Source organism: Comamonas sp. 17RB, from assembly GCF_030056555.1.
In the GTDB taxonomy this organism is placed as follows: domain Bacteria; phylum Pseudomonadota; class Gammaproteobacteria; order Burkholderiales; family Burkholderiaceae_C; genus Comamonas; species Comamonas terrigena.
In genome coordinates this window covers 178217-204316 of sequence record NZ_JASHHY010000005.1, presented here as the reverse complement: position 1 = coordinate 204316, position 26100 = coordinate 178217, and the positions used below count along the sequence as shown (strand labels likewise).

The window sequence follows — 26100 nt, the reverse complement described above, 5'->3', positions numbered from 1 at the left end:
GGCAGGCTCAATCCAGCTTTTTCTGGCGGAGGAAGGTGGACACCAGGCCAGCGATCTGGACGTTGTTCAGGTCGGACATGGCGAAATGGGTGTTCCCCTGGATACCGATCTCTGGCAGGTGCACAAGCCGCGCATCGCCGCCGTGCCTGTTGACGGCATCGACCCAGAGGCGGGCCATGGCCAGACGTACGCGCCAGTTGTCCTGGCCACGCTCGAGGGTGGGCTCGGTCGGAAAGTTGTCGCCGTAGTAGATGACGATGGGAATGCGGGTGAGCTTCTGAAAGTCTTCCGCGGACACGGTCTCCGGGCTCAGCGTGCCGGCCGCGCTGGGCATGGCAGCAGGCAGATCGCCCGGCGGGAAGATGAAACCGCTTCCGGGCTCGAACGCAACGATGGCTTGCACGTTCGGGCTCTTGATGGCCGCCAACCAGCCCACCCCGCCGCCTTGAGAATGCGTGAACAGGATGGCCGGTCCCGTCTTCGCCAGGAGCGCCGCCATGGCATCCGAGATCACGCCCGCGTCATACGGCCCGGTATTCGGGGTGACCGAGCGCAGGAATTGATCCAGCGTGTCCGGCTGGCGGTCGAACTGCACGTTGTCGAAATAGCGGGGCCACTTTCCGATCCGGAACTGGTCAAAGAACAGTTGATCGTTGGGCGTCGGTTCCATCGCTGTGGCGACGGTGCTGTTGCCCGCCCTGCCCCGGCGCGGCTGGTCCACCAGGTAGACCGGGAAACCCCGGCGAAGGAACAGGGTCTGGAAGCCCTCCCGACCGTCCGACGTCGTCTCCCAGCTGCGCGCCGATTGGAATGCGCCGTGCAGCATCACGATGGGCAAGGGACGGGGATGTCGCGGGATTTGGTAGAAGGCGTAGAGATGGTCGCCGTGCAAGCTCTGCCCGGCGGCAGTCGGGCGGTTGTTGTCGTAGCTTCCGGGTGTTGTCTTGACCACGCCACCCGCAGCAAAACTGCCCTGGGCCTGTATCACCAGGGACGCGGATGCGGGGGTGGCTGGCGAAGCGCAGCCGACCAGCAACGCCGACATGGCCGTTGCAGCAATCGAGAGGACATTGGTGATGTTCATACTCACCCTTTCGGTACGGCAGCGAGGGCCTGGTCCAACGCCGCGCCGGCACGGGCTGCGGCCTCCGGGGCAACGCGTTCGGACAAGGAGTGCACCACTTGCCGCAGTTGTGCACCAGTCAGCCCCACCCGCCGGCTTGCCCGCATGTGCGAACGCAGCTGCGCTTCCACCCCCGGCGTGGCGGCCAACGCCCCGACGGTCGCCAACTCACGGCTTTGCCAGTCGAGGTTGTCGCGCCCGAAGATGTCGCCAAACAGGTGCGCCTGGAGAAACTGGTTGATGACCGGAGCGAACTCGAAGACCGGTCCCTGGACGGGGCCTCCGGAGAGCTTGGTCTGGTTCGCCTGGCCTGCAGCGATCAGGTCGTTTCCGATGGCCACGGACTGGCTTGGCTCCCGGCCGGGTGCATCGGCGATTCCGCGCTGCTGGCGACGCTCCACTACGGCAAGCAGCTCACCCAGTGCATTGAGGCTCTTTGGAAAGCCGGCATACGCGTAGAGCTGCACCAGGATTTCCTTGGCCTCGGACACAGTGAGCCCGGCGTCGAGCCCTTGGTTGAGTGCCACGTTCAGGCCGGGCATGTCGCTGCCGGCCATGAAGGCCGCGATCAACGGGATGGCACGCTGCCTGTCGGTCAGTGTCTCGGAGGCCAATGGTTGGGCGGCCTGCAGCTTCGGGCTGTATGTCGCCGGCAGCCCGGCGCTGGCTGCGGCAGCCAGATAGTCTGGTTCGGAGACCTTTTCCAGCCAGGTCACTGCAGAGCCGTTCTCCTTTTCGGCAATCGCGATATGGCGCATCGCATGCGCTGGTGCGGCGCCGTGCCAATGGCGCACAAGCGGTGGAATGGTCACGACATCGCCTGGCCGGATGGGCTGTGCCGGCTGCCCTTGCTGCTGCACCAGTCCCAGGCCATCGGTGACGATCAGCGTCTGACCGAAGGGGTGCGTATGCCAGGCCGTGCGAGCCCCGGGCGAGAAGGCCACCGTAGCGCCACCCGCCGTCCCAGGAGGCAATGCCTGAAAAGGGGTGCTGATGCTTACGGCTCCAGTGAACGTATCCGCCGATCCTGGAATGGCCTGCTGGGATGCGGCAGAACGCACCGCCACAACGGACTGGAGCTGGGACTGCCCCAGCTCCGGTGACTGGGCCGCAGCGGCTGTGGCCCAGCCCAATGCCAGACAAAGAAACGATTTCACTGGAGCACCTCCTTGTGCTGGGCGTTGCGATGGCGATGCGGCAGGGCAATGCAAAACCAGGAGACCAGCAGTGCCAGCCCCAGCAGCAGCGCGCCGACGTCCATGACCGCGGAAATACGGTGTGCGAGGGCCGAGGCACCATCGGCATCTGAAGGGGCGGCGCTGGCAAAGACCAGCACCAGCAGTCCCAGCCCCAGAGCACCGCCGAGCTGGTGCGCGACGTTGACCAGGCCGGACGCAGCACCGGCGTCCTTGGGATCGACTCCTGCGACGCCGGCAGCCGTCAGCGGAGCCAGCAGCAGGCCTTGGCCCAGACCGATCAGTACCATCGGCCATGCGACATCACGCCAATACGTTGCGGTGGCATCCGCCCGACCCAGCCATGCGAGCCCCAACACACCCAGCAGCAGCCCGATAAGCAACAGACGTTCGCTGCCGAATCGACGCGCCAGTCTGGGAAAGGCCATGGCCGAAGCAAAGTTGGGCAATGTGACGGGCAGAAAGGCCAGGCCCGCCTGCAGGGGCCGCAGGTGGAGAACGCCCTGCAGAAACTGGGTAGAGAAGAACCAGAAGCCGACCGCACCGCCCAGAAACAGCATGCGCGCCACGTAAGCGCCTGCGCGCTCCCGGCTGGCCAGCAGGCGCAGCGGCAGAATGGGCTGGCGCACCTTTCGTTCGATGAGGACGAAGGCGGCGATCATCAGCATCCCTGCGGCCAGGCTGGCTTGGGACAGACCGTCGTGCCAGCCTGCGTCGGCCGCTCGCACCAGCCCGTAGACCACCGCTGTCATTCCCACGGTGGAGCTGAAGGCACCACCCAGATCGAACCGGCCCGCATGCCGCGGCGTTTCACCGATATGGCGGTGCGCAGCGATGACGAGAAGCAGGCCGATGGGCAGATTGATGAAGAACCCCGCGCGCCAGGAGACCAGGTCAGCGAACAGACCGCCCAGCACCAGCCCCAGGGTCGCGCCGACTCCAGCCGCTGCGGCATACAGGGAGAGCGCGCGGGTCCGGTCCGGACCTTCGGCAAAGTGGGTGGACAGCAGCGCCAGCGTAGACGGCGCCAGCACTGCGGCGCCTGCGCCCTGGATGGCGCGGGAGGTCAGCAACCAGGCTGCCGAAGGTGCAAACCCAATCGACACCGAGGCCAGCGTGAACAGGGAAAGGCCGAGGATGAACATCCGCCTGCGCCCCAGCACATCCCCTGCCCGGGCGCTCAGGAGCAGCAAGCCACCGAAAGCCAGGGTGTAGGCGTTGGTCACCCAGGACAACTGCGCAGAGCTGAAGCCCAGACTGGCCTGGATGCGTGGCAGTCCCGTGATGACGATGGAGATGTCCACCACGATCATCAGATAGCTGGCCACGATGATGGCCAGCACGGCGCTTGCATTGCGCGTCTGCGCTGGCGTGAACCGGGTGTGCATGGCGGTCACTCAGATATCCAGTTTCCGTTCGGACATCCACTTCACGATGTCCGGGTCACGGTGCGAGACAAAGCTGCTGGTGTTCGTGTCCAGCGCCGCAATGCGCGCCATCTCCGTGTCGTCGAGCCCGAAGTCGAAGATGTCGAGGTTTTCCGCCATGCGTTCCTTGCGGACGGTCTTGGCCAGGGCCACGATGCCTCGCTGCACCAGCCAGCGAAGGACCACCTGGCCGACCGACTTGCCATGGCGCGTTGCGATGCCGAGCAGCACTTCGTTCTGGAAGAGGCCGTTACGGCCTTCTGCAAACGGTGCCCAGGCCTCGGCCTGCACACCGATTCCCTGCATGAAGGGGATGCTTTCCAGTTGCTGCTGGAACGGGTTGACCTCGATCTGGTTGACCGCCGGCGCAATCTCGTTGAACGCCTGGATGTCCATCAGGCGATCCGGATGGAAGTTGCTGACGCCAATGGCACGCAGCTTGCCGGCACGGTAGGCGTCCTCCATCGCGCGCCACGAACCGTGGACGTCACCGAAGGGCTGGTGAATCAGGTACAGATCGAGGTAGTCGAGCTGCAGCCGGCGCAGGGATTTGTCGATGGCCTGCTGCGTGCGCTCGTAGCCGGTTTCCTGGACCCAGAGCTTGCTGGTGACGAAGAGCTGATCGCGCGGTACGCCACTGGAGCGCAGGCCCTGGCCGACCGCTGCTTCGTTCATGTAGGACGCCGCGGTGTCGATCAGCCGGTAGCCGGTTGCAATGGCATCAACGACGCTGCGCTGGCACTCATTGGCATCGGCGATCTGGAAGACGCCATACCCGACGATGGGCATGTGAAGACCGTTGTTCAGGATGACATGTTGCATGCGCTGCACCTTGTGGAAGTTCGATGGAACCCACTGTAGGCAAGCAACTGACATCCGAATAGATGCATTAAGGTTGTTGAATTGGCATCAATTCAATGACAATCAAAGCCGTCAGGAGGCCATGCATGGCGATCAACGAGCTTCGATCCATCACAACCTTTATCAAGGCGGCAGAGCTTGGCAGCCTGCGCAAGGCAGCGGCAGACCTGGGTATCAGTCCCCAGGCGGCGAGCAAGGCATTGGCACAACTGGAGAGCCATCTCGATGTGCGCCTGTTCCATCGGACGACGCGCGTGATGTCGCTGACCGATGCGGGGCAGCGCCTGTTCGAAGACGTGCAGCCGGCCGTGACCGGAATGCAGCGGGCGCTGCAGTCCGCCAGGTCGGCAAGGGATGAATTTGCGGGCCCCCTGCGCATCACGGGGCCGCGCACCACGTTCCAACCGATTCTGTGGCGCCTGGTCGACGAGTTCTGCGATATGCACCCAGGGATTCAGCCCGACGTCTTGCTGGACGATCGCATCGGCAACTGGGTGGAGGACCGTGTGGACGTAGGCTTTCGCCTCGGCCCGTCACCCCATGAGGGGGTGATTGCACGGCGGCTGTTTCCTGTCCAGCTGCCCATCTGCGGCGCGCCTGCGTACTTCGCAAAACACGGTGTGCCCGAGTCACTGGCGGACCTGTCGGCGCACCGCTGCAGTGCCTATCGGCATCCGAGCACCGGCAAAGTGCTGCCGTGGCGCGTGAAGATCGACGGCCAGGCCGCCGACCAGCCTGTCGTCCCCACCATCTGCAGCAACGATGAGCTGTTTGAACTGCAAGCGGTCCTGACCGGGAAGGTGCTGGGCCAGCTCGCCGGCGTCACCGCCGCCCCATTTATCCGTTCCGGAGCGCTGGTTCCGATCCTGGTGGACCACATGCCGGACTACGCCAGCTATTTCGTCTATTTCGGGAGCCGGTCATCCCAGCCCGTGCGCGCTCGCGCCTTCATTGATCTGGCGGTTCAACGCCTGGGGGACAGCCCGGAATACGTACTCAGCCAGGAGGAGCTTCGAGGCAAAGTCGGGAGATCAAGCCGCGCTTGAGTCGCTGTCTGTGCGCTCGGGTCGCAGCATGCGATGGCGGAACCATGGGTAGATCTATTCAGTGAGGCGAGGCCCATCCACACCTTCGCCACCTTGACCGCCATTGCCATGTCCGCCCTGGCCTGCCACGCCGTTCTGGCGCAGCCGGCACCGCCGGTGCATGCCATGTGCGAAAGCAAGCGGGCAGAGATTGCACGCGATATCGAGCATGCCAAGGGCAAGGGCAAGTCCAACCGTGTGTGGGGCCTGAAAAAGGCGCTGCGCGAAAACCAGGACCATTGCAGCGACGCCAAACTTACGCAGGAGCATGCCGCCAAGATTGCCGCGCAGGAGCGCAAGGTGCAAGAGCGCCAGCGCGAGCTGGACGAGGCACAGGAAAAAGGCAAACCCAGCAAGATCGCAGACCGTGAAGCCAAGCTGGCCAAGGAAAGGGCCGAACTAGAAAAGCTGCGCCAAGACGCGATGGGGCGGTGCATGCAGTAGGGCTCGGCCAGCGACACTGCTTGCGGAGAATGGCTGGTCATAAGCGGCCAGTCAACGTAATCGCTTAACAGACTGGTTGAGGCTGATGGGTGTCATTCATGGTTCAGCAACTTCCATTGCTGGTCTTTGAGCGCCCACTGTCCAAAACGCGCGCATCACCCAACAGCCAGTCCAAGGCAGCACGGACCTCCTAGAACAATGCCATTTCCAACGATTGACAAGCGTTTCGGAAACTCAAACCAAGCTTGACCAGCATCCTCAATTCCACCAACTGATATGCAACTTTTGCAGATCAACGCAGATGCGCTTGGCCGATTTCTCCCCAGTGCGGTTTGACTTGACCCGTCCCACCTAGAACATCGTGGCCGCACACATTGTCGTTGGCAACAAGACCAACGGCATGACGTTTCGAATACACGTATTGACCTCACTTGCCCAAGTTATTACATTTTGTAAGCACTTGCGACATTAGAACTTGCTAGTAAATAAAAATCTGGGGGTGAGAAATGAGTAAGACGCTTTCCAAGTTGGTTGGTTTGATCGTTGCGACATTCACTTTGGTTTCATGTGCGCCCACAACGCAACCCGGGATGGACAATACCGCTCAAAATTCAGGAGCAATCCCTGTCAATCAGCCGCACGGCATTCAAGTTACCTACCCTCCTGTTTACTTGCGAGAAGCACCTGACAAGGTCGATCAAGCCTATTTTCGACTGGTCGTTGTACCCGTCGATACACAGCCCACTATCATCGCAAAGCCCTCACACATTGATCGCCTAACGCGTGCCATAGGATCGTATTTGTGGAAATCGGATGAAGCCATCGCCTTAGTCGCTAAGTTGAAGATTGGCGACCAAGACCTAGGCACACGTCCGCTTGTCCTAAGCCATCAGGGAGAATCGGGTACAAAAGTCTACGGTGACCCAGTAATTTCGCCTTGGTTCCGTTCGTCAGATACGGTCCAGATACAGTTCATTACCGGTCATAAGATAACGGCCGAATCGCACTTATTCCAGACGCTTGTGCCAGCATTGGTGGAGTTAGGCAGCCTCTACGCGGGAGGAAACATCCTCGTCAAGTCACTTAAAAATACGACGGACCTTTCAACAAAAACAAAAAAAGTAGATTCAGCATTTGAGAAAGCATTCAGTGTGAACGAGCAAATGCCGGAACAATCACAGATTCTCGATGTAACAAAAGTAGGCTCATTTCTGGTCGCCATCAACGGCACTAACTTGGTTGAAGTAAAGGTTGTACCCATGGGCTCCGTCATCGCCCCTGGCGGTGATCCTAAACGTATGCCAAGTCTTTCTTCTGAGATTCAAGGTAAGTCGATTTCCGACAAGCGCGTGGACAGTCTTGTCCAAGCGAATAAAAACGAGTTGAACAAAAATACGGCTGCAGGATTTGCCAGCTTCTGCAGCGCCGTGGCGACAGATCTGGTAGCACAAGGCTTAAACGATGTCGACCGAGCATCGATCTTGTACAGCTATCTCTATCGTTCGGAGTGGAACAACAAGGAAGCGTTTAGGGCCGAAAGCGATCCTTGCACTGATGAGACACGCGCGCTTCCTAAGCCCCCCCTCTCCCTCGCATCAACATCCGATCTCAAGGTTCAGCACAATAATCAGCGTACAGAACGGGTCAACGTGCTGCGAGCAACTATCTGGAAGTCTTTGCCAGCTATCTTACCCAAGCCGGCCGGCAATGAATGGGACTCGCTTGTGGGCGATAACGTTTCGCTAGTGTCCATAAAGTACCCCATAACACTGGGTGGGATAACTTTGGAGGCTGGTAAGGCCATAGATATGAATGTGGCGGAAGCTCAAGAATTTTTCCAAAATGCCAAGCTCACACAAAACAGGGATCGAGCGCTCAAGGACGGAGCAATCGCGGATGAAAACTGCTTTGGTGTAACCGGCACTAAAACGTCCAGTTTTCGAGGATATTGCTTCTATCCTGATCTTACTGAAGGCACTAAACCACTCCGGATGGAATTCGACTTTGACGGCGTATTTCCGACAAAATCTGACGATGTTCTACCTCGTCTTGTCGGCGTGAAGTTCTTTCCGAACCGCTGACCAGTTGACACCAATAGAGCCTTCTTCTGCTTGGGTCGTATAGAAAAGGGTGATCCTCGCTCTTTTCCAGCTGGATCGAATGGATTTCGAAGGATATTTGGGGCTCAATGAAGCCTTGCATACCTAGTACTCAAAGCTCAATGGAATAAGTCACTTCATCCCGCAAAACCCGAGCTCCGGCTACACCCATGTCGGGACCCGGTTGGACCGCCGTTCGGATTGCGCGAAGGAGCAAGGCGGCGCGACGCAAGAGAGCTGTTGGCGCATCGTCGTCAAGAAGTAGGAACCAAAGGAGGAACCGCTTATGCCCCTCCCCCACTGGCTGGGGGGCACATGCGGAATCTTTCGGCCAGCAGTGTTGCGCGAAGGTCTGCGACAGACACACAGCGGTAGCGTGGGGAAGCACCAGGGTGCGTGCGCCTGCACACCCTTACCGCTTGCAGCCTCAAGCCGACCGGCGCCCCCAGTTCATCACCGCCGTTCCCGCTACCGCCATAGCACCGCCCAGCAGCATCGAAGCATCGACGGATTCGCCCAGCAGCAGCGCGGAAATGACCACACCGATCACCGGCACCAGGGTGATGTAGCCGGAGGCTGCGCCGGCGCCCAGGGCTTTGACGCCGTCGAAATACCAGGCATAGGCCAGGGCCGTGGCGCCCCAGGACAGGAACAGCAACGCGCCCCAGGCGGTGCCATTGCTGTGCACGGCAGCCTGCAGGCCGGCCGGGCCTTCTACTACCAGGCTGGCCACCAGCAGCAGTACCGCACCGATGGTGCTGGTGACGGCGGTGGTGGTCAGCGCGTCCACCCCGGTCAGCATCACCCGACCCAGCAGCGTGTAGGCCACCCAGCAGGCCACGCAGCCCAGAATCAGCAGTTCCCCCAGGCCCACGCTGCCGTGCAGGATGTCCTGTGGCCGCCCGTGCGAGATGACCACCACCGCACCTGCGGCCGCCAGCAGCATGCCCAGTGCAATGGTGCGGTTCAGCCGTTCCTTGAAGATCCAGACCGCCAACAGCAAAGTGACCACCGGGTTGAGCGTGATCACCAGCGCCGCCTTGCCGGCCGGCAGGTACTGCAGACCGGACAGGAAAAAGGCGGCATAGCCGAACACGCCGGTGGCACCGGCTGCGACCATGCCCAGCCAGCGTTGCGCGCTCCATTGCCGCAGTTGGGCAAAGCCGCCGGCGTAGTACATCCACGGCAGCAACACCAGCGCTGCCAGCACAAAGCGCAGGCAGGCACCCGCCAGCGGCGGCATGTTCTGCGCAATCACCCGGCCCGCCGGCCATGAAGCCCCCCACAAAACCGCCATGCCCAACAGGCGCAGATGGGGGCCGAATACCGCTTGCTTGTTCTCTCGCATACCACTTTGCATTTCCATGGCGCCGCACTATGCACCATGTAAGCATGGATCACAGGCCATGGGCCCATGGCCCGCGACCTGCTGGCAGGTGCGTGCTGCAGGCCTGAGCACGGCTCTGACATCAATGCCGGCCGGGTCGTAGCGCCCTGCCCGACCGCTGCCGCGTGCGTATGCCTATGCGACCCACTGCCAACGCGCCAGCGGGTCAGCGGGTCAGCGGGTCAGCGGGTCAGCGGGTCAGCGGGTCAGCGGGTCAGCGGGTCAGCGGGTCAGCGGGTCAGCGGGTCAGCGGGTCAGGAAAGCGTGCCGTTTTGCTGCGCCACCAGGCACTCCACGAGCGCACGCACCTTGGCCGGGCGAAAGCGCGCGGGCGGAAACACCGCGTGGATGCCGCCCTGGGGCAAGGTCCAGCCGGGCAGCACCTGGACCAGGCGGCCCGCCGCCACATCGTCGGCAATGGCGTAGTCCGGCAGCACCGACAGGCCGGCGCCGGCCAGCACGGCGGCGCGCACGGCCAGCGTGGCATCCAGCCGCATGACGGGCTGCCACTGCACGGTCTGGGGCGCAGCCGATGGTGCAGCCTGCGCACTGGTGAACTGCCAGCGCCCCGGTTCGCGCAAGGCGGTGTTGGCCACAAAGGGCAACGCGGCCAGATCCTGCGGGCCGGTCAGGCGGGTCAGCTGTGGCTGCCACTGCGGTGCGGCGACCAGCAGTTGGCGAAAGCTGCCGATCTGCCGCGCCTGCAGCTGCAGATCGGTGAGCCAGCCGACGCGGATGGCCAGCTCCACATCGCCGGCCATGAGGTCATGGGTCTGGTCGCTGAAACGGGCATCCACCTGGCACTGCGGGTAGCGTGCAGCAAACGTGGCCAGGGCTGGCACCACCACGCTGATGCCGTAGTCAAACGGGGCGGTCAGCCGCAGGGGACCGGCAATCTCGACCGCCGAGTCGGCCAGTTCGCTGAAAGCGTTTTCTGCATCGGCCAGGATGGCGGCACAGCGCTGGTAGAAGGCCTGGCCGGCGGCCGTGGGCTGTACCTTGCGGGTGCTGCGCACCAGCAGGCTGCTGTGGAATTCGCGCTCCAGCCGGGCCACCTGCTGGCTGACCACGGCCTTGGTGATGCCCAGGCGTTCGGCGGCCGCGGTGAAGGAGCCGGTTTCCACCACGGCCGCGAAGTAGGCCAGGCGCTTGAGGTGGTTCCAGCCGCCGGGCATGGTTTGATTGTTTGCTTCAGACATACAAAGTGTTTGCTTCGTGTGTATTTTTCAATCAATGCAGTCTACCTACCATGCAGGCATTGCACCACCCCGCATGGGTTGCAGACGCAGCGCTCCCCGGTACACCCGGTGGCAGACCTTGCCCGCGCTGCCGCACCCACGCCCTACCACCAAGGAGTTGAAGATGAGCACACGCCGCCACTTTGTTCGCACCGCCGGCCTGGCCGGCATGGCCACCGCCTGGGCCGCCACCGGCGCAGCCGCCTGGGCCGCCGCACCCCGTGCATCCGGCGCACCGCTGCGCTGGCAGCACTTTCCGGCCAATGAACAGGGCTTTTCCCGCGCCCCGGTGCTGCTGACAGGGGCACGCGACGCCGTGCTTATCGATGGCGGCTTCACCCTGTCGGACGGACGGGCGCTGGCCGATGCCATCCGCGCCACCGGCAAGCGGCTGACCACCATCTACATCAGCCAGAGCGATCCGGACTACTACTTCAGCCTGGCACCCGTGCGTGCGGCATTTCCGCAGGCCAAGGTGCTGGCAGCCTCCGACACCTTGCGCGCCATCCGCGGCAATGTGGAGAAGAAGCTCGCCACCTGGGGCCCGCAGCTCAAGGACAACGGCCCGCAGAAGCTGGCCGATGTGGTGATGCCCGAAGTGTTTGACGGCCCGGCGCTGACCCTGGAAGGCCAGCGCATCGAGATCGTGCCGGCCGAAGGCCTGGCCAACCGCCGCTATCTGTGGGTGCCGTCGCTGCAGGCCATTTTCGGTGGGGTGATGGTGTTCTCTGGTCTGCATGTGTGGACGGCCGACACCCCAACCCCGGGCGCCCGCAGCGCCTGGGCCCACACGCTGGACCGCACGCTCGAGCGCCAGCCTGCCGTGGTGGTGCCGGGCCACATGGCCGCCGGCGCACCGCTGGGCGCCGCAGCGCTGGCCTACACCCGCGACTATTTGCGCCACTTCGAGCGCGAAGCCGCCAAGGCCGCAGACAGCAAGGCGCTGATTGCCGCCATGACCCGGTTGTACCCGCAGGCAGGCTCGCCCATGTCGCTGGAACTGGGGGCCAAGGTGGCCAAGGGCGAAATGCAGTGGGGGTGATGCAGAACGGGTTGATGCAGGCCGAAACGCGGCCATCGCAGCGGCCATGACGGCCATGGCGGCAAGGACGGCGCGGCTGCTACGGCCGCGCTGCCGAGGTTCAGCCGTCCAGCCCGCCGCTGCGCGCGCGACGTGTTCCGCTGCTCACGTCTCCCGCCCAACCACCAGCCCACCTTCGGGCAGCGGCAGTGCCGTCTTGTAGCGCACCTGCTTGAGGGCAAAGCTGGAGCGGATATTGGCCACGCCGGGCGTGGTGGTCAGGTTGAGGATGAAGACCTCCAGCGCCTTGATGTCCGGCACCAGCACGCGCAGCAGGTAGTCGGCATCGCCCGTCATCAGATAGCACTCCATCACCTCGGGCCGCTCGGCGATGGTGGCTTCAAAGTGCTGCAACGCACCCTGCACCTGGCGCTCCAGCGTGACGTGGATGAACACGTTCAGGTGCAGGCCCAGCAGGTCCGGGTCCAGCAAGGTGACCTGCTGGCGGATCAGGCCCATCTCTTCCATGGCCTTGACCCGGTTGTAGCAGGGCGTGGGCGACAGGTGTACGGCCTTGGCCAGCTCGGCATTGGTGGTGCGCGCATCGGCCTGCAGCGCGTTGAGGATGCCGATGTCGATGCGGTCCAGCTTCTTCATGGGATAAAAATTCTCAGGTTCCGGCAAAGACCAGAATTATTCACCTGCTTGCACCACATTCTGCAGTGAATGCAGAAACAAAATCTGGGCCTATGTGCGCAGAATTCCGGGTTTTCCCGTGGTGTGTGGTGCACCGCGTTCCCTCCTGCCCTGCGGCGCTGCTGCGTCGTGCGGCAGACCGGGGAGACCACCGCCCCACGCACACCGGACTCCGGTTTTCCGCTTCCGTCTTTTGCGTCCGCTGCATGTCGTCCCGTCCTTCTGGTCTTGCTTCCGGCACCCCGTCTGCCACGCTCTCCGCCGCCTCCCATCTGCCTGCCGCGCGGCACTTCGCGCTGCCCACTGCCTGGAAAAGCCATGCCGGCCTGCTCACGCTGCTGGCGGCCATCGCCATCTGGGGCTGCAACTGGCCGGTGATGAAGGCCGGGCTGAACCATGTGACGCCCATCTGGTTCTCGGCGCTGCGCTTTGCCACCGGCGGGCTGTGCCTGTTCGCCATCCAGATTGCCGGCGGCACGCTCAAGCTGCCCACCCGGCGTGACTGGCCGCTGCTGGCCAGCATCGGCCTGCTGCAGATGATGGCGTTCACCGTGCTGGGCGCCATCGCCATGACGCAGGTGCCCGCCGGCCGCTCGGCCGTGCTGGCCTACACCACGCCGCTGTGGGTCACACCGATTGCCGTGCTGGTCTTCGGCGAGCGCCTGTCGCGCCTGCAGACCACCGGCCTACTGCTGGGCCTGCTGGGCCTGGTGGTGCTGTTCAACCCACTGGCCATGGACTGGAGCGACAGCGCCGGCGTGCAGGCCAATCTGATGCTGATGGGCGCTTCCTTCCTGTGGGGCATGACCATCCTGCACCTGCGCTATTACAAGGGCGACTCCAGCGCCTACCAGCTGGCTCCCTGGCAGATGCTGCTGGCCACCGTGCCTCTGCTGGCACTGGCCTATGCGGTGGAAGGCCCGTTCACCGGCGACGGCAGCTGGGCGCTGTGGGAGATCGTGCTGTATGTGGGCCCGGTGGCCACGGCATTCTGCTTTTGCGCGGTGAACGCGGCCAGCATGCATTTGTCGGCCACGCGCATGTCCACCGCCATGCTGGGCGTGCCGCTGATCGGGCTGCTGGCATCCACCTGGTTTCTGGGTGAAAGCCTGAGCCTGTCGCTGGTGCTGGGCGGTCTGGGGATTGTGGGCGGCATTGCCGTGGTCAGCCTGGGCGCGCGCCGCGCGGTGGCGCCTGCCGGCACACCGGCAGGCAAGGCCACACCGCGTTAAGCCGAGGCGGCTTCGGCAGCAAGGCCGTGCCCCTCTTCTCCTCACCCATCTTCTCCCCTTAAGCCTGGCGCTCGCCGGACGCGCCGGCCCCCAGGCGCCCCAGCAGGCTGCCGGCAGCAAAGCGTGCCCGCGCGCAGCGCAGCTGGGCGGCGGCCTGCTCCAGCTGCAGCTGGCCCACCCAAGCACGGGCGGGGTCGTCCAGGCTGATGCTGTGCAGCCCGCAGGCCATGTGCACCACCCAGCCCGGTGCGGGTCCGGCGCTGTGGTCCTGCCTTTGTGCGTGCAGCAGGGGGCGGCCCATGGCCTGCACCACCCCGCCCAGCGACACGCGCTGCGCCCATCCGTCGGCGTTCACCCGGCATGACAGCAGCTGCAGCTGCAACGCACCCTCCACACCGCTGCGTCTGCGCTCCGGCAGCACAAAGGCGGCCACCCCGGTTCTGGCCGTCTGGTCGTTGATGGCCCGACACAGCTGGGCCAGCCGCTCGCCCCCTGATGCGGCAGCAGGCAAGGTCTCCAGCGCCACCGGTGGCTGGTCGCCCACGGCCAGGGTCAGCCCCGACGCCGCAGGCAAGGGTGCCGCCACAGCGGCATCCAGCCCCCAGGACTGCACGGCATAGCGCAGGGCCGACAGGCTCTGCGCCCGCAGATTGGGCAGGCAGGCCAGCGCAGCGCCACCCGCCTGCCCGGCCAGGGCGTCCAGCAGTCCCTCCTGGCGGTGCAGGGCCCCGTCGAGCAGGCTGTGCCCGGCCACCACCGTGGTGCGGGCAATGCGGTCGATGTCCGCCACGCGCAGATTGATCTCCTGCTGGGCCCGGGCACGTGCGGGCCCGGCCACGTCGCTGTTGCTGGCCTCCACGGCCAGCGCATGCATGCGGGCCAGATGGGCCTGGACCCGGGCCATGGACTGCTCGGCCGTGTGGACCAGCGCGCGGGCGTCCTGGCTGCGGTACACCGCGGCCATGAAGCCGTGCAGCGGCAGCCGCCGGTGATGGGGCGCATCCGCCCCCGGCCCGCTGGCTGCTGGCGGCAGTACAAAGCGGCCTGCGGGCGCAGGCGGGTTGATGGACATTGGCACGCTCCTGAAGACAAGAAAACCGGTCGCCGCGGACAACCGCCGGAGGTGGTGCACCGCAACCCCCATGGCGCCGGACGGGACGCGTCGCACCTTTGGTCTCGATTTGGAACCATCATGCCGCGCACGGCCGGCTCGGCCCCTGCCTCCAATCCGGCCCACCGGGAGCAGTGGCCTGCTCGGCGACCAGCGGGCACACGCCCACCGGCCGCACCAGGTCCTGCGCCACAGCGCCCCCAAACCGCCCCGCCAGGCCTGCACATACACCCGCACACCGGTCCATGCGGGCTTTGCGCAATGCCCGGCATCCGTCCACGGGCATTGCCAGTATCGGGCCACCGGACTCGTCGTACACACGTACGATGCGCACCTATCGTACGAACGTACGAACATCAACAATGGAAGTGAATCCCATGGCTGAAACGGCTGCGGCGCTGCCCCCGGTGCGCCGACTGAGCGGCGCCCTGTATGGCGTCTTTGTACTGATTGGCATTGCCACCTCGACCTGGGTCACGCGCACCCCGGCGCTGCGCGATGCCCTGGAAGCCAGCACCGAGCAGATGGGGCTGGTGCTGTTCGGCTTTTCCGTGGGCTCGATGCTGGGCATCCTCAGCGCCAACGCCGTCACGGCGCGGCTGCAGGCACGGCGCACCATTCTGCTCGGCACCTGCCTGGTACTGGGCGGCCTGGCGCTGATGGCGGCAGGCGCTGCCCTGGCCAGCCTGTGGTGTGCGTTTGCCGGCTTTCTGTGCTTTGGCCTGGGCATCGGCTGGTCGGACATTGCGATGAACGTGGAATGCGCGGCGCTGGAACGCCTGTACCAGCGCACGCTGATGACCACCTTGCACGGCTGCTTCAGCCTGGGCACGCTGCTGGGCGCGGCCCTGGGCATGCTGATGGCCTATCTGCAGGCTCCGCTGCTGCTCCACTGGCTGGGCGTGGCGGCACTGGCCCTGCTGGGCGTGCTGCCGCTGGTGCGGCATATCCACAACCACAGCGCGGCCCCCGCGCCTGCCAAGGCCGATAGCAGGGCCGAGCCCGAACCAGCACCGGGCCCTGTGCTGGGCGCGCTGCGCGAGCGGCGCGTGCTGCTGATCGGCCTGTTCATTCTGGGCATGGCACTGGCCGAAGGCGCGGCCAACGACTGGCTGCCGCTGCTGATGGTGGACGGCCATGGCTTTGCCGAAGCCCAGGGCACGGTGATCTACCTGCTGTTCACGCTGGGCATGGTGGTGGGTCGTTTTTCCGGCCACCGCCTGCTGCAGCACTTTGCCCGCGTGCGGCTGATGCAGGCCAGCGCACTGGCCGCCGCCCTGGGTGTGGCGCTGGCCATTTTTTCCCCGCTGCCCTGGCTGGGCGCGGCATCGGTGCTGTTCTGGGGCCTGGGCGCGGCACTGGGCTTTCCGCTGGCCTTGTCAGCAGCCGGCGAAGGCCCTGCCGCCGACAGCGCGCGCCGCGTGGGCGCCGTGGCCAGCCTGGGCTATGTGGCATTTCTGGTCGGCCCGCCAATGCTGGGCTTTCTGGGCGAACACTGGGGCCTGCGCCTGGGCATGCTGCCGGTGCTGGCCATGGCGCTGGTGGCTGCCGTGCTGGCCATGGTGCTGCAGGCCTGGGCGGAGCGCCGCACGGCCACCGGTGGGGCCGCGCAGCAGACGGCGTAACCCGCTGGTGGTGTGGGCTCGTGGGTAACGTGAGGCCGCGTGACAGGGCGTGGCTGGCGTGATTGGCATGGCTGGCGCGCGCCAGGGTGTCCATCCCTCCCGGTTGGGGCCGCTGCAGGCAGCCCCCGCCGGGGTGCCGTGCAACGGTCAGCGGTCAATGCGGCGGGGCTGTGCTGTCGGGGTCTGCAGCGTCGGCACTGGTACCGTCCCTGTGCTCTGCGCCTGCGGCCTGGTCCCCACAATAGCCCGGCAGCGCCATGGCGGTGATGTGTGCCTGGATCAGCGCGCGCGGCAAGGGCTGGGCGCCCAGCACGTTGTGGATGGTCATGCCTTCGATGCAGGCATCCAGCAGCCGGGCCGTTTCGGCCTGGAACTGCAGCCGCAGCGCGGACTGGCTCTGCGCCATCCAGCGGTGCATCACGGCGCGGTAGTCGGCGCTGCGCGCGGCCATCGCGTAGAGCTCGAACGACAGCAGCAGGTGCGCCGTGGTGGGCCAGACCTCACCGCAGATCAGGTCCACCACGGCCTCGCAGGCTTCGGTGGCGTTGTGTGCTGCCCGCATGCGGGTGTGGAAACCGTCGCTGATGTGGTCGGTGAACTGGCGAAAGGCAGCCAGCAGCAGATCGTCGATGGTGGGGAAGTGGTAGGTCAGCGTGCCCGGCGACAGCTGGGCCTGCGCCGCAATGCGGCGGTAGGTGGCGCCCTGCACGCCCCACTCGGCAATCACGTGGTAGGCGGCGTCAATGGCTTGCTGGCGGGTGTCGGTGGCGGGCATGCAGGGGCGTTGCGCGGCAGGCCGCGGTGGGGAAACAGGTGGTGCCATGGTACTGCAGCACCCGAAGACCGCCACCGCTGGCGCGGATTGCGGCCTACGCTATGGTTTTGTGGGCATGTGCCCGGCCGTTATCCGGGCATACGACCTGGTGTTCAGAACACCCCCAGCGCCAGCCCGGTGGCCAGCGCTTCGCCCAGCGCGCGGCAGGCGGCCAGATCGTCTGCCGCGATCTGCTTGGGTGCCAGGATGGCTTCCGGCGTCTGTGCATGGGTGCAGACAATGAGCGGTTCGGCCACGGCCTTGAGCCGCCAGCCGGTGGCGATGCGCGCCATCTGCCGCGCGGCGTTGCTGCCGTCACTGCCGGCGCAGACCAGACTGGCATAGGGCCGGCCCTGGATGCGGTCCAGCACCCCGTAATAACTACGGTCGAAAAAATCCTTCATCAGCCCGCTGATGGCGGCCAGGTTTTCGGGCGTGGCAAACAGGTAGCCGTCCGCATCCAGCAGGTCCTGCGGGCCGGCGGCGGTGGCGTGCAGCAGGCACACCACCACCTCGCCGCCGTCTTGGGCACCGTCGCGTGCCGCCTCCACCATCTGGAGGGTGCCACCCGTGAGCGAGTGGTAGACGATGAGCAGGGTCTTGGGCGTAGACATGGCTGCCAGCATACGCCGTTGCAGGCGCAGCGGCGGTGCGAGGCGGCGTACACCCTGTGCGCAATCCGGTGCACGCCAGACAAGGAAGCGGGTGCGTGGTGGGGGTGCCGTGACAGGGAACGCGCGCACCTTTACGGGGCTGCAGCACGCTGCCCGGCGGTGCGCAACCCCGCAGCCCGCACGGCATGCGGCCCTGCATCCGGTGCGTCGATCCCGCGCCGCCCCCTTGACCATCCACATCCCCTCCCATATGCCCACCTGCTTTGCAGCCGCACTGCGGCAGGGGGCCGTGCACTGCACCAAGATGGCACGACGCAAGGTGGCACGTGGTTTGCATAGAGGCAGGCATCACAACCAACTGAGGGACTTGCCCCATGAAACTGACCCGACTGTCCGCCTGCCTGGCTGCAGCCTGCCTGTGCTCCACCGCCTTCGCACAATCGTCTGTGCAACTGACCGGCCTGGTCGATATGTACGCCGGCTCCATGCAACTGGCGGGCGCCGACCGCGTGAGCCAGGTCGGCTCCGGCGGCCTGTCCACCTCCTGGTGGGGCATGAATGGCACGGAAGATCTGGGCAATGGCCTGAAGGCCGGCTTCATGCTGGGCGCCTTCTTCCGCGGCGACACCGGTTCTCCCGGCCGTTACGACCTGGCATTTGGCGAATCCTTCTTTGCCCGCGACGCCAATGTGTCGCTGAGCGGCAGCTTCGGTGCCGTGAAGCTGGGCCGTTCCTCGGCCCCCAACTTCCTGCCCAGCGTGTTCGCCAACCCGTTCGGTGATTCCTTCACCGTGTCGCCGCTGATCCTGCACGGCAATATGTGGACGGGCTATACCGACGCTGCCCTCAAGACCTACAACACCACCGCTTCCGACACCGGCTGGAGCAACCAGATTGTCTACTCCTCGCCCAGCTTCGGTGGCCTGAGCTTCAATCTGCAATACCAGTTTGGTGAAGTGGCCACTGCCAACAGCAAGAAGAACGTGGGTGCCAACGCCACCTACCGCAACGACGGCCTGATGCTGACCGGCTTCTACGAACGCGCCCAGGTGAAGAACCCCACCGGCGCCCTGCTCTACACCGATGGCGGTGCCAAGGCCAACTGGATGCTGGGTGGCTCCTATGACTTCAAGGTCGTGAAGGTCTACGGTACCTACGGCCAGTCCGAAACCAAGGACAACACCAGCTACGAAGGCAAGACCGCCACCCTGGGCCTGGATGTGCCAGTGACCAAGGCCGGCACCTTCAAGGCCGCCATCGCCCAGACCAAGATCGAAGCGCGCAACGCCACCACCGGCGTGCTGGTCTTCGACGGCAAGCGCACCACCACCACGCTGGGTTATGACCACTTCCTGTCCAAGCGCACCGACCTGTACGCTGCGCTGATGCACGACAAGCTGACCGGCTCCGATTCCGGCACCAGCTTCGCCGTGGGCATGCGCCACCGCTTCTGAGCCTGTGAAGCCGGGCCTGGTGCTGCGCCGCAGCGCCCGGCCCTTGCCTCTGCCGCCGCCCTGCCCTGCAGGGCGGTGTGCTTTGGGGGCCTACAAGACCGTCAGGCGATTGTCTGACAGACGACAGGCGGCGTGCATGTTGCAATAAGAGGCCTAGCCATCACCCGTGAGGTGTGACATGCATACCCCCAACGCTCCCCCTTTGCACCGCAAACCCGACCGCGGCCGTGGCCGCCATCCTGTGCTGCTGTTCATCCTGGTGGCCGCCCTGGCTCTGGGCGCCGCAGCCTCGCTGCTGTGGGTGGATGTGGTGGCCCAGTCGGCCGACGCATTGAACGTGAAAGACCCGGCGACGCTGCTGCCACCGTGATCCGGGTGTGCGCTGCTGCACCACCCGCACAGGGACGCATCCCTGACCCTGCTCCCGCCGCCTTGTACCGGCACCAAGCGGTGCACAGGCGCACCACGGCTTGCGCCGTGCCATCTTGTGCATTCCGCCCTGGCAGGAACCTTGGACCAAGCACGCGCGCACTGTTGCGCTGTTGCACTGCCGTGGGGCGGTGAGGCGGTCGCACTGCAAAGTTTTTTCAGCGCCTGAGCGCAGACCGGCACCGGAAATGGCACGGTGCCATGCCTACCCGGACCTCTCAGATCCATCTTCCCCCAAGGCCGACGAGTACGCGCGCCCTGCCTGGGCTTTCTGCTTCACCCCCTCCACTGGCACATACGGCGCGCGAGCGACTTGCTGGTGCACGCAAGCGCTTTGCCGCCCTAGGCCGCATCTCAGGGCCTGGTCGGCTTGTCCTGCAGCACATCCAGCCGCCGCGCCAGGGTCTGGGCGGCGGAGCTGGCACCGACCGACTCCAGCCGGCGGCGTTCCAGCTCCATCCAGGCCATCAGCGGGCGGCGCCAGCCTTGCGGCGTGGCCGTGGCATCGACCACCGGCCAGAGCGCTTCCACGGTGGTGCGCCCGGCACGCAGCGCCGCACCGCTGGCCACCAGGCGCGCCGTGGCATCCGGCACGGCCTGCATCTGGGCTGCGGTGACGGCCTCCCCCTGCGCCAGCGTGGCGGCCACGCCCCGGTGCTGGGCGGGCAGCAGTGCCACATCGCCGCTTTGCAGCGCACCGTACAGATAGCGGTGGTAGGCCTGCTCCGCCGGTGCAGCGTCCTGCGCATACGGTGTGTAGCCGCTGCAGTCGTCCCAGTCCAGGCTGGCCACCTGCAGGGCACAGCGCATCAGCGCCAGGCGGGCCATCAGCGCGGGCTGACCGGTCTGGGCGGCTTCGCTGCGGGCCTTGGACCATTCCAGATCAGCCACCCTGCTGGCGCCTTCCAGCTGGGCCTGCATGGCGCGGCGGGCGGCGTCACTGGCGTTCAGCGACCATTCCGGCACCGGCTTGGTGCTGCAGGCGGCCAGGGCCGCACAGAGGGCGAGCAGGCCGGTGCACAACACCCGCTGCGGTGCACGGCGGAGGAGACTGATGGCGGTGCTCATGGCAGTTGCAACTCGGGTTGGCGGGCAAACGGCCATTTGCGCTGCAGGTCGGTCATCATGGTTTCGATCTTGCGCAGATTGGCCTCCACTTCGGTGCGCAGCGCGCCCAGGTCCTGGGTGGCGCTGTTCACATTGCTGCCGATGCCCTGGGCTTCCACCAGCACGGCATCCATCTTCTTCAGGCTTTGGCGCGCATCGGCCAGCAGGCCGTTGAGCTCCAGCACCGTCACCTTGACCTGGGGCATCACACCATCGGCATCGAACACCTGCCGGTCGGCCCGCTGCACCATGCGGTCCATGCGTGCCAGCACCTGTTCGGCCCGCTCCAGCACCTGGCCCACGCGCCGGGCATCGGCCTCGTTGCCCATGACGGCGCCCAGCACCCCGTTCGGGCCCTGCATCTTGTCGGACAGGCTCTGGATATGCTCCAGCGACTGGCCCAGCGAGGAATCGGAAGCCGTCATCTGCGACAGATTGGCGAGCAGCTCCTTGGCACTGGCCATGATCTGCGGGATCTCGGCCGTGGCATCGCCGCGCAGCACCGGACGCTCGGCCCCGGGCGGCAGCGGCGGATCGGTCAGGATGCCGCTGTAGGCCTTGATGGTGGTGCCGCCCACAATGCCTTTGACCAGGGTGAACACACTGCTCTCGCGCAGCCAGTGCGCATCCTTGCTCTGCACATCGATCAGGATGCGCACCATGCCGTCGTTGGCCAGTTCGATCCGGTGGACCCGGCCTATGGGAAAGCCCGAGAAAGTCATGTCCATGCCCACCACCACGCCTTCGGAGTCATCGGCCGTCAGCACCAGCGACTGCGTGGGCTCGAACACGCCCCGGGCATACATCAGGTAGACCAGCGCCCCCAGCACCAGCGCGCAGGTCAGCAGCAGCAAGGCGGCGGCCTTGCGCTCCAGATGGGCCACGGGACGCAGCGGCGGGGTCGCGGGGCCGGCAGACGGCTGGTCTGGCGTCGGGCTAGAAGGAGGCGGAATAGGTTGCATCAGTAGTAGTTGCCCATCAGCGAGGCCATTTCAATCACCAGCAGCACGGCAAACATGCGCGCGAGGCCCGAAAGCTCCTGCCCCGGCTGGCCGGCGCGCTGCGCCGTCTGCTCATACAGGCCCGAGGCCATGGGGATCAGGGCAATCGCTAGGCTGAAAAAGAAAGTCTTGAGCACAAACAGCACGGTGACCGGGGGGGTGAACACCTGGCCGAACAGCCGCGTGAAGATCGGCAGGCCAGCGGTGTTGAAACCGTAGACCGCCAGATAGGCAGTGACGGTGGCCACCGCACAGGACAGCGCTGCCAAGGTGAGGCTGGCATAGATGCTAGAGAGCACCCGCGGCAGCACCTCTTCCCGCAGCGGATCGCGCCCGGCGCGCTGCAGCGCCTGCAGATGCCCGTTCTCGCGCAGCAGGGCCAGTGCCGTGCCGTTGGGAATGGAGCAGCGCATGGCCACGAACAGCGCGGCGGTCAGCGGAATCAGCTCCAGCACCAGCACCCGGATCACCATTTCCAGCGCGTAGCGCGACAGGCCGTAGCTGGCCGCCGTGACCACCACAATGCGCGTGATGACCAGGCAGATCAGCGCCGCCAGCACGGTGAAGCCCAGCAGAATGGGCACCGTGTCGGCATAGACCTGCCGCAGCAGCAGCTGCCGGCCCGTACGGCCGTAGGAAGACGGCGAGAGCAGCAGCACCCCGCTGGCCGCACCCAGATAGAAAATGCGCCCCCAGGCCCGCACCGTGCGCAGTGCGGCCCGCCACGCGTTCAAACCCAGTCGGCCTGTGCTCAGGTGATGCTGCATGCGCCCATCATAGGGAAGTTGTGTGCGGGTGCCAGCCAGACAGGATGCCGTCCCCCAGTGCTGGGGCGCAGGCCACGCCCTGCACCCTGTCAACACCGTCACAAAGTACTCAAGAAACGGCGCCGTGTGCCGAAATAAGAGGTAATTCGTGTTCGCGCCAAGTCTAGGCGGTGCACGCGGCCCCGGTGCTCATCCCATCGGGGCCTTTTTCTGTGCGCTGTGCCAGCGGAGCGCTGCCCGCACCGGTCTGCCCTGCCCAGGCTCGCGATGGCCTGGTCCAGCCCTGCGACTGGCCGCTGGCTCCAGGCGCGCTGCGGTAACGCACTGGCGCGTTTGTATCTGGCATGGAGGATGGGAGAACGCTCAGCGCCCAGAAATGACCGCCCTCCGGTGGATACTGGAGCCGATGGCGGTGATCCGTGCGGTCATCAACGCGCGGCGATGCACAGGCTGTGCGCTTACCACGGCATGCACCGGCACACCCAAGTCGTCCGATCAAACCAGGCCCGTGAACATGCGCATCTCGCCCTGGGTCTGCCGCTCGGCAGGCAACAGGTCCCACAAATGGCCGCAGACCGTTCGCACGTCCTCCCATTGATCCGCCTGCATCGCACGCCTGCCGGCGTCCAGCAACCGTGTCGCTTGCGTGGGGTCGCTCATGGTGGCACTTTGTTCGTTCAGGTGCTCGAACATGCGGCGCAGGTACTGCGGTGACCGAGACAAGACGGAGAGGGAGATACCGAGCAACTGCTCTGCCTCGGCCTGGATACGTTCCGGCGCCGATGACTTGATAAAGGTCTGCTCCCGAGCCAGCACATCCTTGAGCATACTGCGCTCACGCTCGTTCCCGGACTCCCGCACGAGCTTGGCACACTCGGACTTCGCATTCTGATAAGACAAGCGTGCCTGCTCAAGCCGTTTGCCTGATGTCAAGTCGTACATCGCCCGAGCGGCCTCCCGCTTGCGGTCTTCCAGCTGGTACTTCTTGTCGGTGACGTCGTCTTCCTGGAGTCCAGCCACCTCGCCCATGAGGCTCTGGACCGTCGCCAAGGTCTTCTCCAAGCCGGTGGCCACGTCACGCAGGCCGTTCTTCTGGGCATCCTCGATTTCGGTTTGCAGCTTTGTCTCCAGCAGCAGCGTCTCGGTCGCCAGAATGGCCGTGGAGACATGCCGGGTCTTGGGTGCGAAGACCTGCGAGAACTCCTGGTCCGTGCCATGGAGGTAGGCACTGACGGTCAAATCGCGCGATTCAGACATGGCGATCTTCAGGTCGACCTCGGTGCCCTTGATGAGGTCCCGTGCAATTTGCTTGCCAGAGATGAGCAGCATCCCCAAAGGCTTGTTGGTCGACGAGTGCCGGTTCGAAGGTCCCTCGACGACCAGGATGCGGATCTCGTCGCTGGAGCCCTGCACAATGGTTCTACCGACCTCCTGGGTCAGCTTGGTCTGCGCCGGCAGCACGACGTTCTTGTTGAACAGCGACTTGAGCCTGGTGTCCTGTGCGGTCGTGTCGTCCAGCACCAGACAGATGTCCTCAGGCAGCATCTGCCCCACGACGCTGTATCGGCCCTGGGCGATCTGGATGATGTCAAAGTCCAGCGGCAGCGCCACTCCATTGGCATCAAACACCTTGAAGGTGAAGATGTTGTACGCACCGGCACGCAGCGGAAGGTCTTCGCTGATGCGCCCCATGAGTGTCTTCAGGCCACTGTCGTATGCTCCATCGTCGCGGACGATGCGATAGTGCATCCCCTCGACAGGGCCCTCGACCTTGGCCATGAAAGGCTCCTCGGTTTCCTGGGTGGTCTTGTTGTAGACCATGCGCACCCGCACCGGCGAATCGCTGCGCTGGGACGCACCTTCCCGGGCCACGCCATTTTCCTTGGTGCCCGCAAAATATGCCGCACCGACCACCACCGCGTTGGTTGGGTCCACGCTGGTGTTTACCGGAATGCCCATCACCTCCTGTATGCGCTTGCGCACAAAGGGGATGTAGGTCGAGCCACCTACCATCAGGATGAACTTGAGATCCGCGGGCTCAAGCGAGTTGCGGGCCAGGATACGCTTCACCATCTCAATGCTGCCTTCGATGGCGTCCTGGATCACCGCCTCAAAGTCGCTACGTGCAATGGTGAGGATGGCGTCCACCGCGACGCCTTCGTCATCCTCGACCGTCAGAGTGCCCAGGTCGATTTCCGTCGACATCTTGGCTGACAGCTCCACCTTCGCCTCTTCCGCCTTCGACAGCAGCGCATACCACAGGGCGTTGCGCGAGCCGCTCTGGCTCTTGAGCGAGCCCAGCAAGTCCTCGAACTTTCCGCGGCGCTCCAGCTCCGGCACGACCAACTTCTCGATCAGCAGTGCGTCGAAATCGGTGCCGCCGAGATAGTTGTCGCCCTCGTGGTCCATCACGGTCAACTCGCCTTCGACAATCTTCACCAGCGCCGCGTCGAATGTGCCGCCGCCCAGGTCATAGACCAGCCACTGGCTGTTCCTCAGATCGACATTGCGCTCCTTGTTGGCGTAGGCCAGGCTGGCAGCGATAGGCTCCTGCAGCAGCACGACGTTCTTGAAGCCGGCATCCAGGCCGGCCTGCCTGGTGGCGTTGCTCTGCAGCGTGTCGAACGATGCCGGAATGGTGATGACGGCCGAGTCGATCTCTTCACCGGTTTGCACAAAGGATTTCAGCTCCTTGAGCACGAGGGCCGACAGGTCCACCGGAGTCCGGATGGCATCCAGGGACTGGATGCTGAAGCTCTCGGATGTCCCCATCTTGCGCTTGAAGCGGCTCACGACACTGCGGGAGTCCCGCAGCAGATAGGCCCGCGCCTGCTCACCGACGAGGATGCGGTCATTGCGAAAGCCCACGATGGAAGGCAGCGACTCCTTGAAGCCGCTGGGATTCTTGAAGACCTGGACGTCCCCGCGATCGAACTTGGCAATCAGCGAGTTGGATGTGCCAAGGTCGATGCCGAAATTGATGGTATTGCTCACTGCTGCTCTCCCGCCTGCTGGTCTTGCTCCTTCTGGTCGAGACCGGCTCGCGCCCTCACGACGACGATCCCCCTCTGGATGACCTTGGAGTAGTGCAGGTCTCCGAAGCGAATGATGGGTTTGATGACCTCGGTGACATACAGATTCTCGGCGCCCTCTCCAGCGATGGATGCCTCCAGGTCGACGCGGGTTTCATTGAACATCTGGCCCATCGGGTCTTCAAAAAACAGCTTCTCCTCGGAGATCGAATCCTTGATGCGCTCAATGTTGCGCAGCACGCCGGCGGCATCTCCATGAAGCGCCAGCTTGCGCTCCATGTCATAGAGATGGTTCAGCGTCTGCAAGAGGAACCGGGGGACGCTGATTTGCATGGGT

General features: G+C 64.8%; 23 protein-coding genes. 8 read left to right on the top strand and 15 right to left on the bottom strand.

Annotation, left to right across the window (positions count from 1 at the left end; genetic code table 11):
* Positions 1 to 7: 7 nt before the first annotated feature.
* From QM470_RS11070 to QM470_RS11055, 4 genes are read right to left on the bottom strand one after another with little or no spacing between them, the layout of a single operon-like run.
* On the bottom strand, positions 8 to 1084 hold the full coding sequence (locus QM470_RS11070) for an alpha/beta hydrolase (RefSeq protein WP_283339295.1): 1077 nt from the start codon (positions 1082 to 1084) through the stop codon (positions 8 to 10).
* Positions 1085 to 1086: 2 nt separating this feature from the next.
* Positions 1087 to 2280, bottom strand: coding sequence for a (R)-mandelonitrile lyase (locus tag QM470_RS11065; RefSeq protein ID WP_502846833.1), 1194 nt, complete (start codon positions 2278 to 2280; stop codon positions 1087 to 1089).
* Positions 2277 to 3707: an MFS transporter gene (locus tag QM470_RS11060; RefSeq protein ID WP_502846832.1), complete on the bottom strand. Its 1431-nt coding sequence runs from the start codon at positions 3705 to 3707 to the stop codon at positions 2277 to 2279. Before QM470_RS11060 ends, QM470_RS11065 begins: the two co-directional genes overlap by 4 nt.
* A 9-nt stretch (positions 3708 to 3716) precedes the next feature.
* Positions 3717 to 4568 carry an aldo/keto reductase gene (locus QM470_RS11055; RefSeq protein ID WP_283339292.1) on the bottom strand — a complete coding sequence of 284 codons (852 nt, stop codon included), beginning with the start codon at positions 4566 to 4568 and terminating at the stop codon, positions 3717 to 3719.
* Between the two features lie 125 nt (positions 4569 to 4693).
* Between QM470_RS11055 and QM470_RS11050 the strand changes: the two genes are divergently transcribed.
* The 3 genes from QM470_RS11050 to QM470_RS11040 all read left to right on the top strand — a co-directional run bounded on the left by QM470_RS11050 (position 4694) and on the right by QM470_RS11040 (position 8217).
* Positions 4694 to 5653: a LysR family transcriptional regulator gene (locus QM470_RS11050; RefSeq protein WP_283339291.1), complete on the top strand. Its 960-nt coding sequence runs from the start codon at positions 4694 to 4696 to the stop codon at positions 5651 to 5653.
* 93 nt (positions 5654 to 5746) lie between these two features.
* On the top strand, positions 5747 to 6136 hold the full coding sequence (locus QM470_RS11045; protein WP_283339290.1) for a DUF1090 domain-containing protein: 390 nt from the start codon (positions 5747 to 5749) through the stop codon (positions 6134 to 6136).
* A gap of 506 nt (positions 6137 to 6642) precedes the next feature.
* Positions 6643 to 8217 (top strand): hypothetical protein, encoded by a 1575-nt coding sequence (locus QM470_RS11040; RefSeq protein WP_283339289.1) that lies wholly within the window; start codon positions 6643 to 6645, stop codon positions 8215 to 8217.
* 445 nt (positions 8218 to 8662) lie between these two features.
* On the opposite strand, the gene QM470_RS11035 is transcribed toward QM470_RS11040, so the two are convergent.
* Both QM470_RS11035 and QM470_RS11030 read right to left on the bottom strand, forming a co-directional pair.
* Positions 8663 to 9583 (bottom strand): DMT family transporter, encoded by a 921-nt coding sequence (locus QM470_RS11035; RefSeq protein ID WP_283339288.1) that lies wholly within the window; start codon positions 9581 to 9583, stop codon positions 8663 to 8665.
* Between the two features lie 293 nt (positions 9584 to 9876).
* The gene (locus tag QM470_RS11030; protein ID WP_283339287.1) at positions 9877 to 10821 is read right to left on the bottom strand and encodes a LysR family transcriptional regulator; all 945 of its coding nucleotides are present in this window, start codon (positions 10819 to 10821) and stop codon (positions 9877 to 9879) included.
* A 163-nt stretch (positions 10822 to 10984) separates the two neighbouring features.
* Here QM470_RS11030 and QM470_RS11025 point away from each other — a divergent pair, with 163 nt between their 5' ends.
* Positions 10985 to 11902 (top strand): MBL fold metallo-hydrolase, encoded by a 918-nt coding sequence (locus tag QM470_RS11025; protein ID WP_283339286.1) that lies wholly within the window; start codon positions 10985 to 10987, stop codon positions 11900 to 11902.
* Between the two features lie 144 nt (positions 11903 to 12046).
* Here QM470_RS11025 and QM470_RS11020 read toward each other — a convergent pair whose 3' ends face one another.
* Entirely contained in the window at positions 12047 to 12538 is a 492-nt protein-coding gene (locus QM470_RS11020) for an Lrp/AsnC family transcriptional regulator (protein WP_283339285.1), read from the bottom strand.
* Between the two features lie 245 nt (positions 12539 to 12783).
* Between QM470_RS11020 and QM470_RS11015 the strand changes: the two genes are divergently transcribed.
* A complete protein-coding gene (locus QM470_RS11015) occupies positions 12784 to 13809 on the top strand; it encodes a DMT family transporter (protein WP_283339284.1) in 1026 nt (341 codons plus the stop codon).
* 58 nt (positions 13810 to 13867) lie between these two features.
* On the opposite strand, the gene QM470_RS11010 is transcribed toward QM470_RS11015, so the two are convergent.
* Positions 13868 to 14881, bottom strand: a complete 1014-nt coding sequence (locus QM470_RS11010) for a flagellin N-terminal helical domain-containing protein (RefSeq protein ID WP_283339283.1) — start codon at positions 14879 to 14881, stop codon at positions 13868 to 13870.
* A gap of 416 nt (positions 14882 to 15297) precedes the next feature.
* Here QM470_RS11010 and QM470_RS11005 point away from each other — a divergent pair, with 416 nt between their 5' ends.
* Positions 15298 to 16545, top strand: a complete 1248-nt coding sequence (locus QM470_RS11005) for an MFS transporter (RefSeq protein ID WP_283339282.1) — start codon at positions 15298 to 15300, stop codon at positions 16543 to 16545.
* A gap of 154 nt (positions 16546 to 16699) precedes the next feature.
* Here QM470_RS11005 and QM470_RS11000 read toward each other — a convergent pair whose 3' ends face one another.
* On the bottom strand, positions 16700 to 17320 hold the full coding sequence (locus QM470_RS11000; RefSeq protein ID WP_283339281.1) for a TetR/AcrR family transcriptional regulator: 621 nt from the start codon (positions 17318 to 17320) through the stop codon (positions 16700 to 16702).
* Positions 17321 to 17472: 152 nt separating this feature from the next.
* On the bottom strand, positions 17473 to 17973 hold the full coding sequence (locus QM470_RS10995) for a flavodoxin family protein (RefSeq protein WP_283339280.1): 501 nt from the start codon (positions 17971 to 17973) through the stop codon (positions 17473 to 17475).
* Positions 17974 to 18347: 374 nt separating this feature from the next.
* On the opposite strand from QM470_RS10995, the gene QM470_RS10990 reads away from it, so the two are divergent.
* A complete protein-coding gene (locus QM470_RS10990; RefSeq protein ID WP_279999967.1) occupies positions 18348 to 19427 on the top strand; it encodes a porin in 1080 nt (359 codons plus the stop codon).
* A gap of 178 nt (positions 19428 to 19605) precedes the next feature.
* On the top strand, positions 19606 to 19797 hold the full coding sequence (locus tag QM470_RS10985; protein WP_283339279.1) for a hypothetical protein: 192 nt from the start codon (positions 19606 to 19608) through the stop codon (positions 19795 to 19797).
* A gap of 413 nt (positions 19798 to 20210) precedes the next feature.
* On the opposite strand, the gene QM470_RS10980 is transcribed toward QM470_RS10985, so the two are convergent.
* The 5 genes from QM470_RS10980 to QM470_RS10960 form a co-directional block, all read right to left on the bottom strand.
* The gene (locus tag QM470_RS10980; RefSeq protein ID WP_283339278.1) at positions 20211 to 20924 is read right to left on the bottom strand and encodes a hypothetical protein; all 714 of its coding nucleotides are present in this window, start codon (positions 20922 to 20924) and stop codon (positions 20211 to 20213) included.
* Positions 20921 to 21925 carry an MlaD family protein gene (locus QM470_RS10975; protein WP_502846831.1) on the bottom strand — a complete coding sequence of 335 codons (1005 nt, stop codon included), beginning with the start codon at positions 21923 to 21925 and terminating at the stop codon, positions 20921 to 20923. Before QM470_RS10975 ends, QM470_RS10980 begins: the two co-directional genes overlap by 4 nt.
* Entirely contained in the window at positions 21925 to 22731 is an 807-nt protein-coding gene (locus QM470_RS10970) for an MlaE family ABC transporter permease (RefSeq protein ID WP_083520267.1), read from the bottom strand. Before QM470_RS10970 ends, QM470_RS10975 begins: the two co-directional genes overlap by 1 nt.
* A 495-nt stretch (positions 22732 to 23226) precedes the next feature.
* A complete protein-coding gene (locus QM470_RS10965) occupies positions 23227 to 25725 on the bottom strand; it encodes an Hsp70 family protein (protein ID WP_283339277.1) in 2499 nt (832 codons plus the stop codon).
* Positions 25722 to 26096, bottom strand: a complete 375-nt coding sequence (locus tag QM470_RS10960) for a hypothetical protein (RefSeq protein ID WP_283339276.1) — start codon at positions 26094 to 26096, stop codon at positions 25722 to 25724. The genes QM470_RS10965 and QM470_RS10960 overlap by 4 nt, the downstream gene beginning before the upstream one ends.
* Positions 26097 to 26100 lie beyond the last annotated feature (4 nt).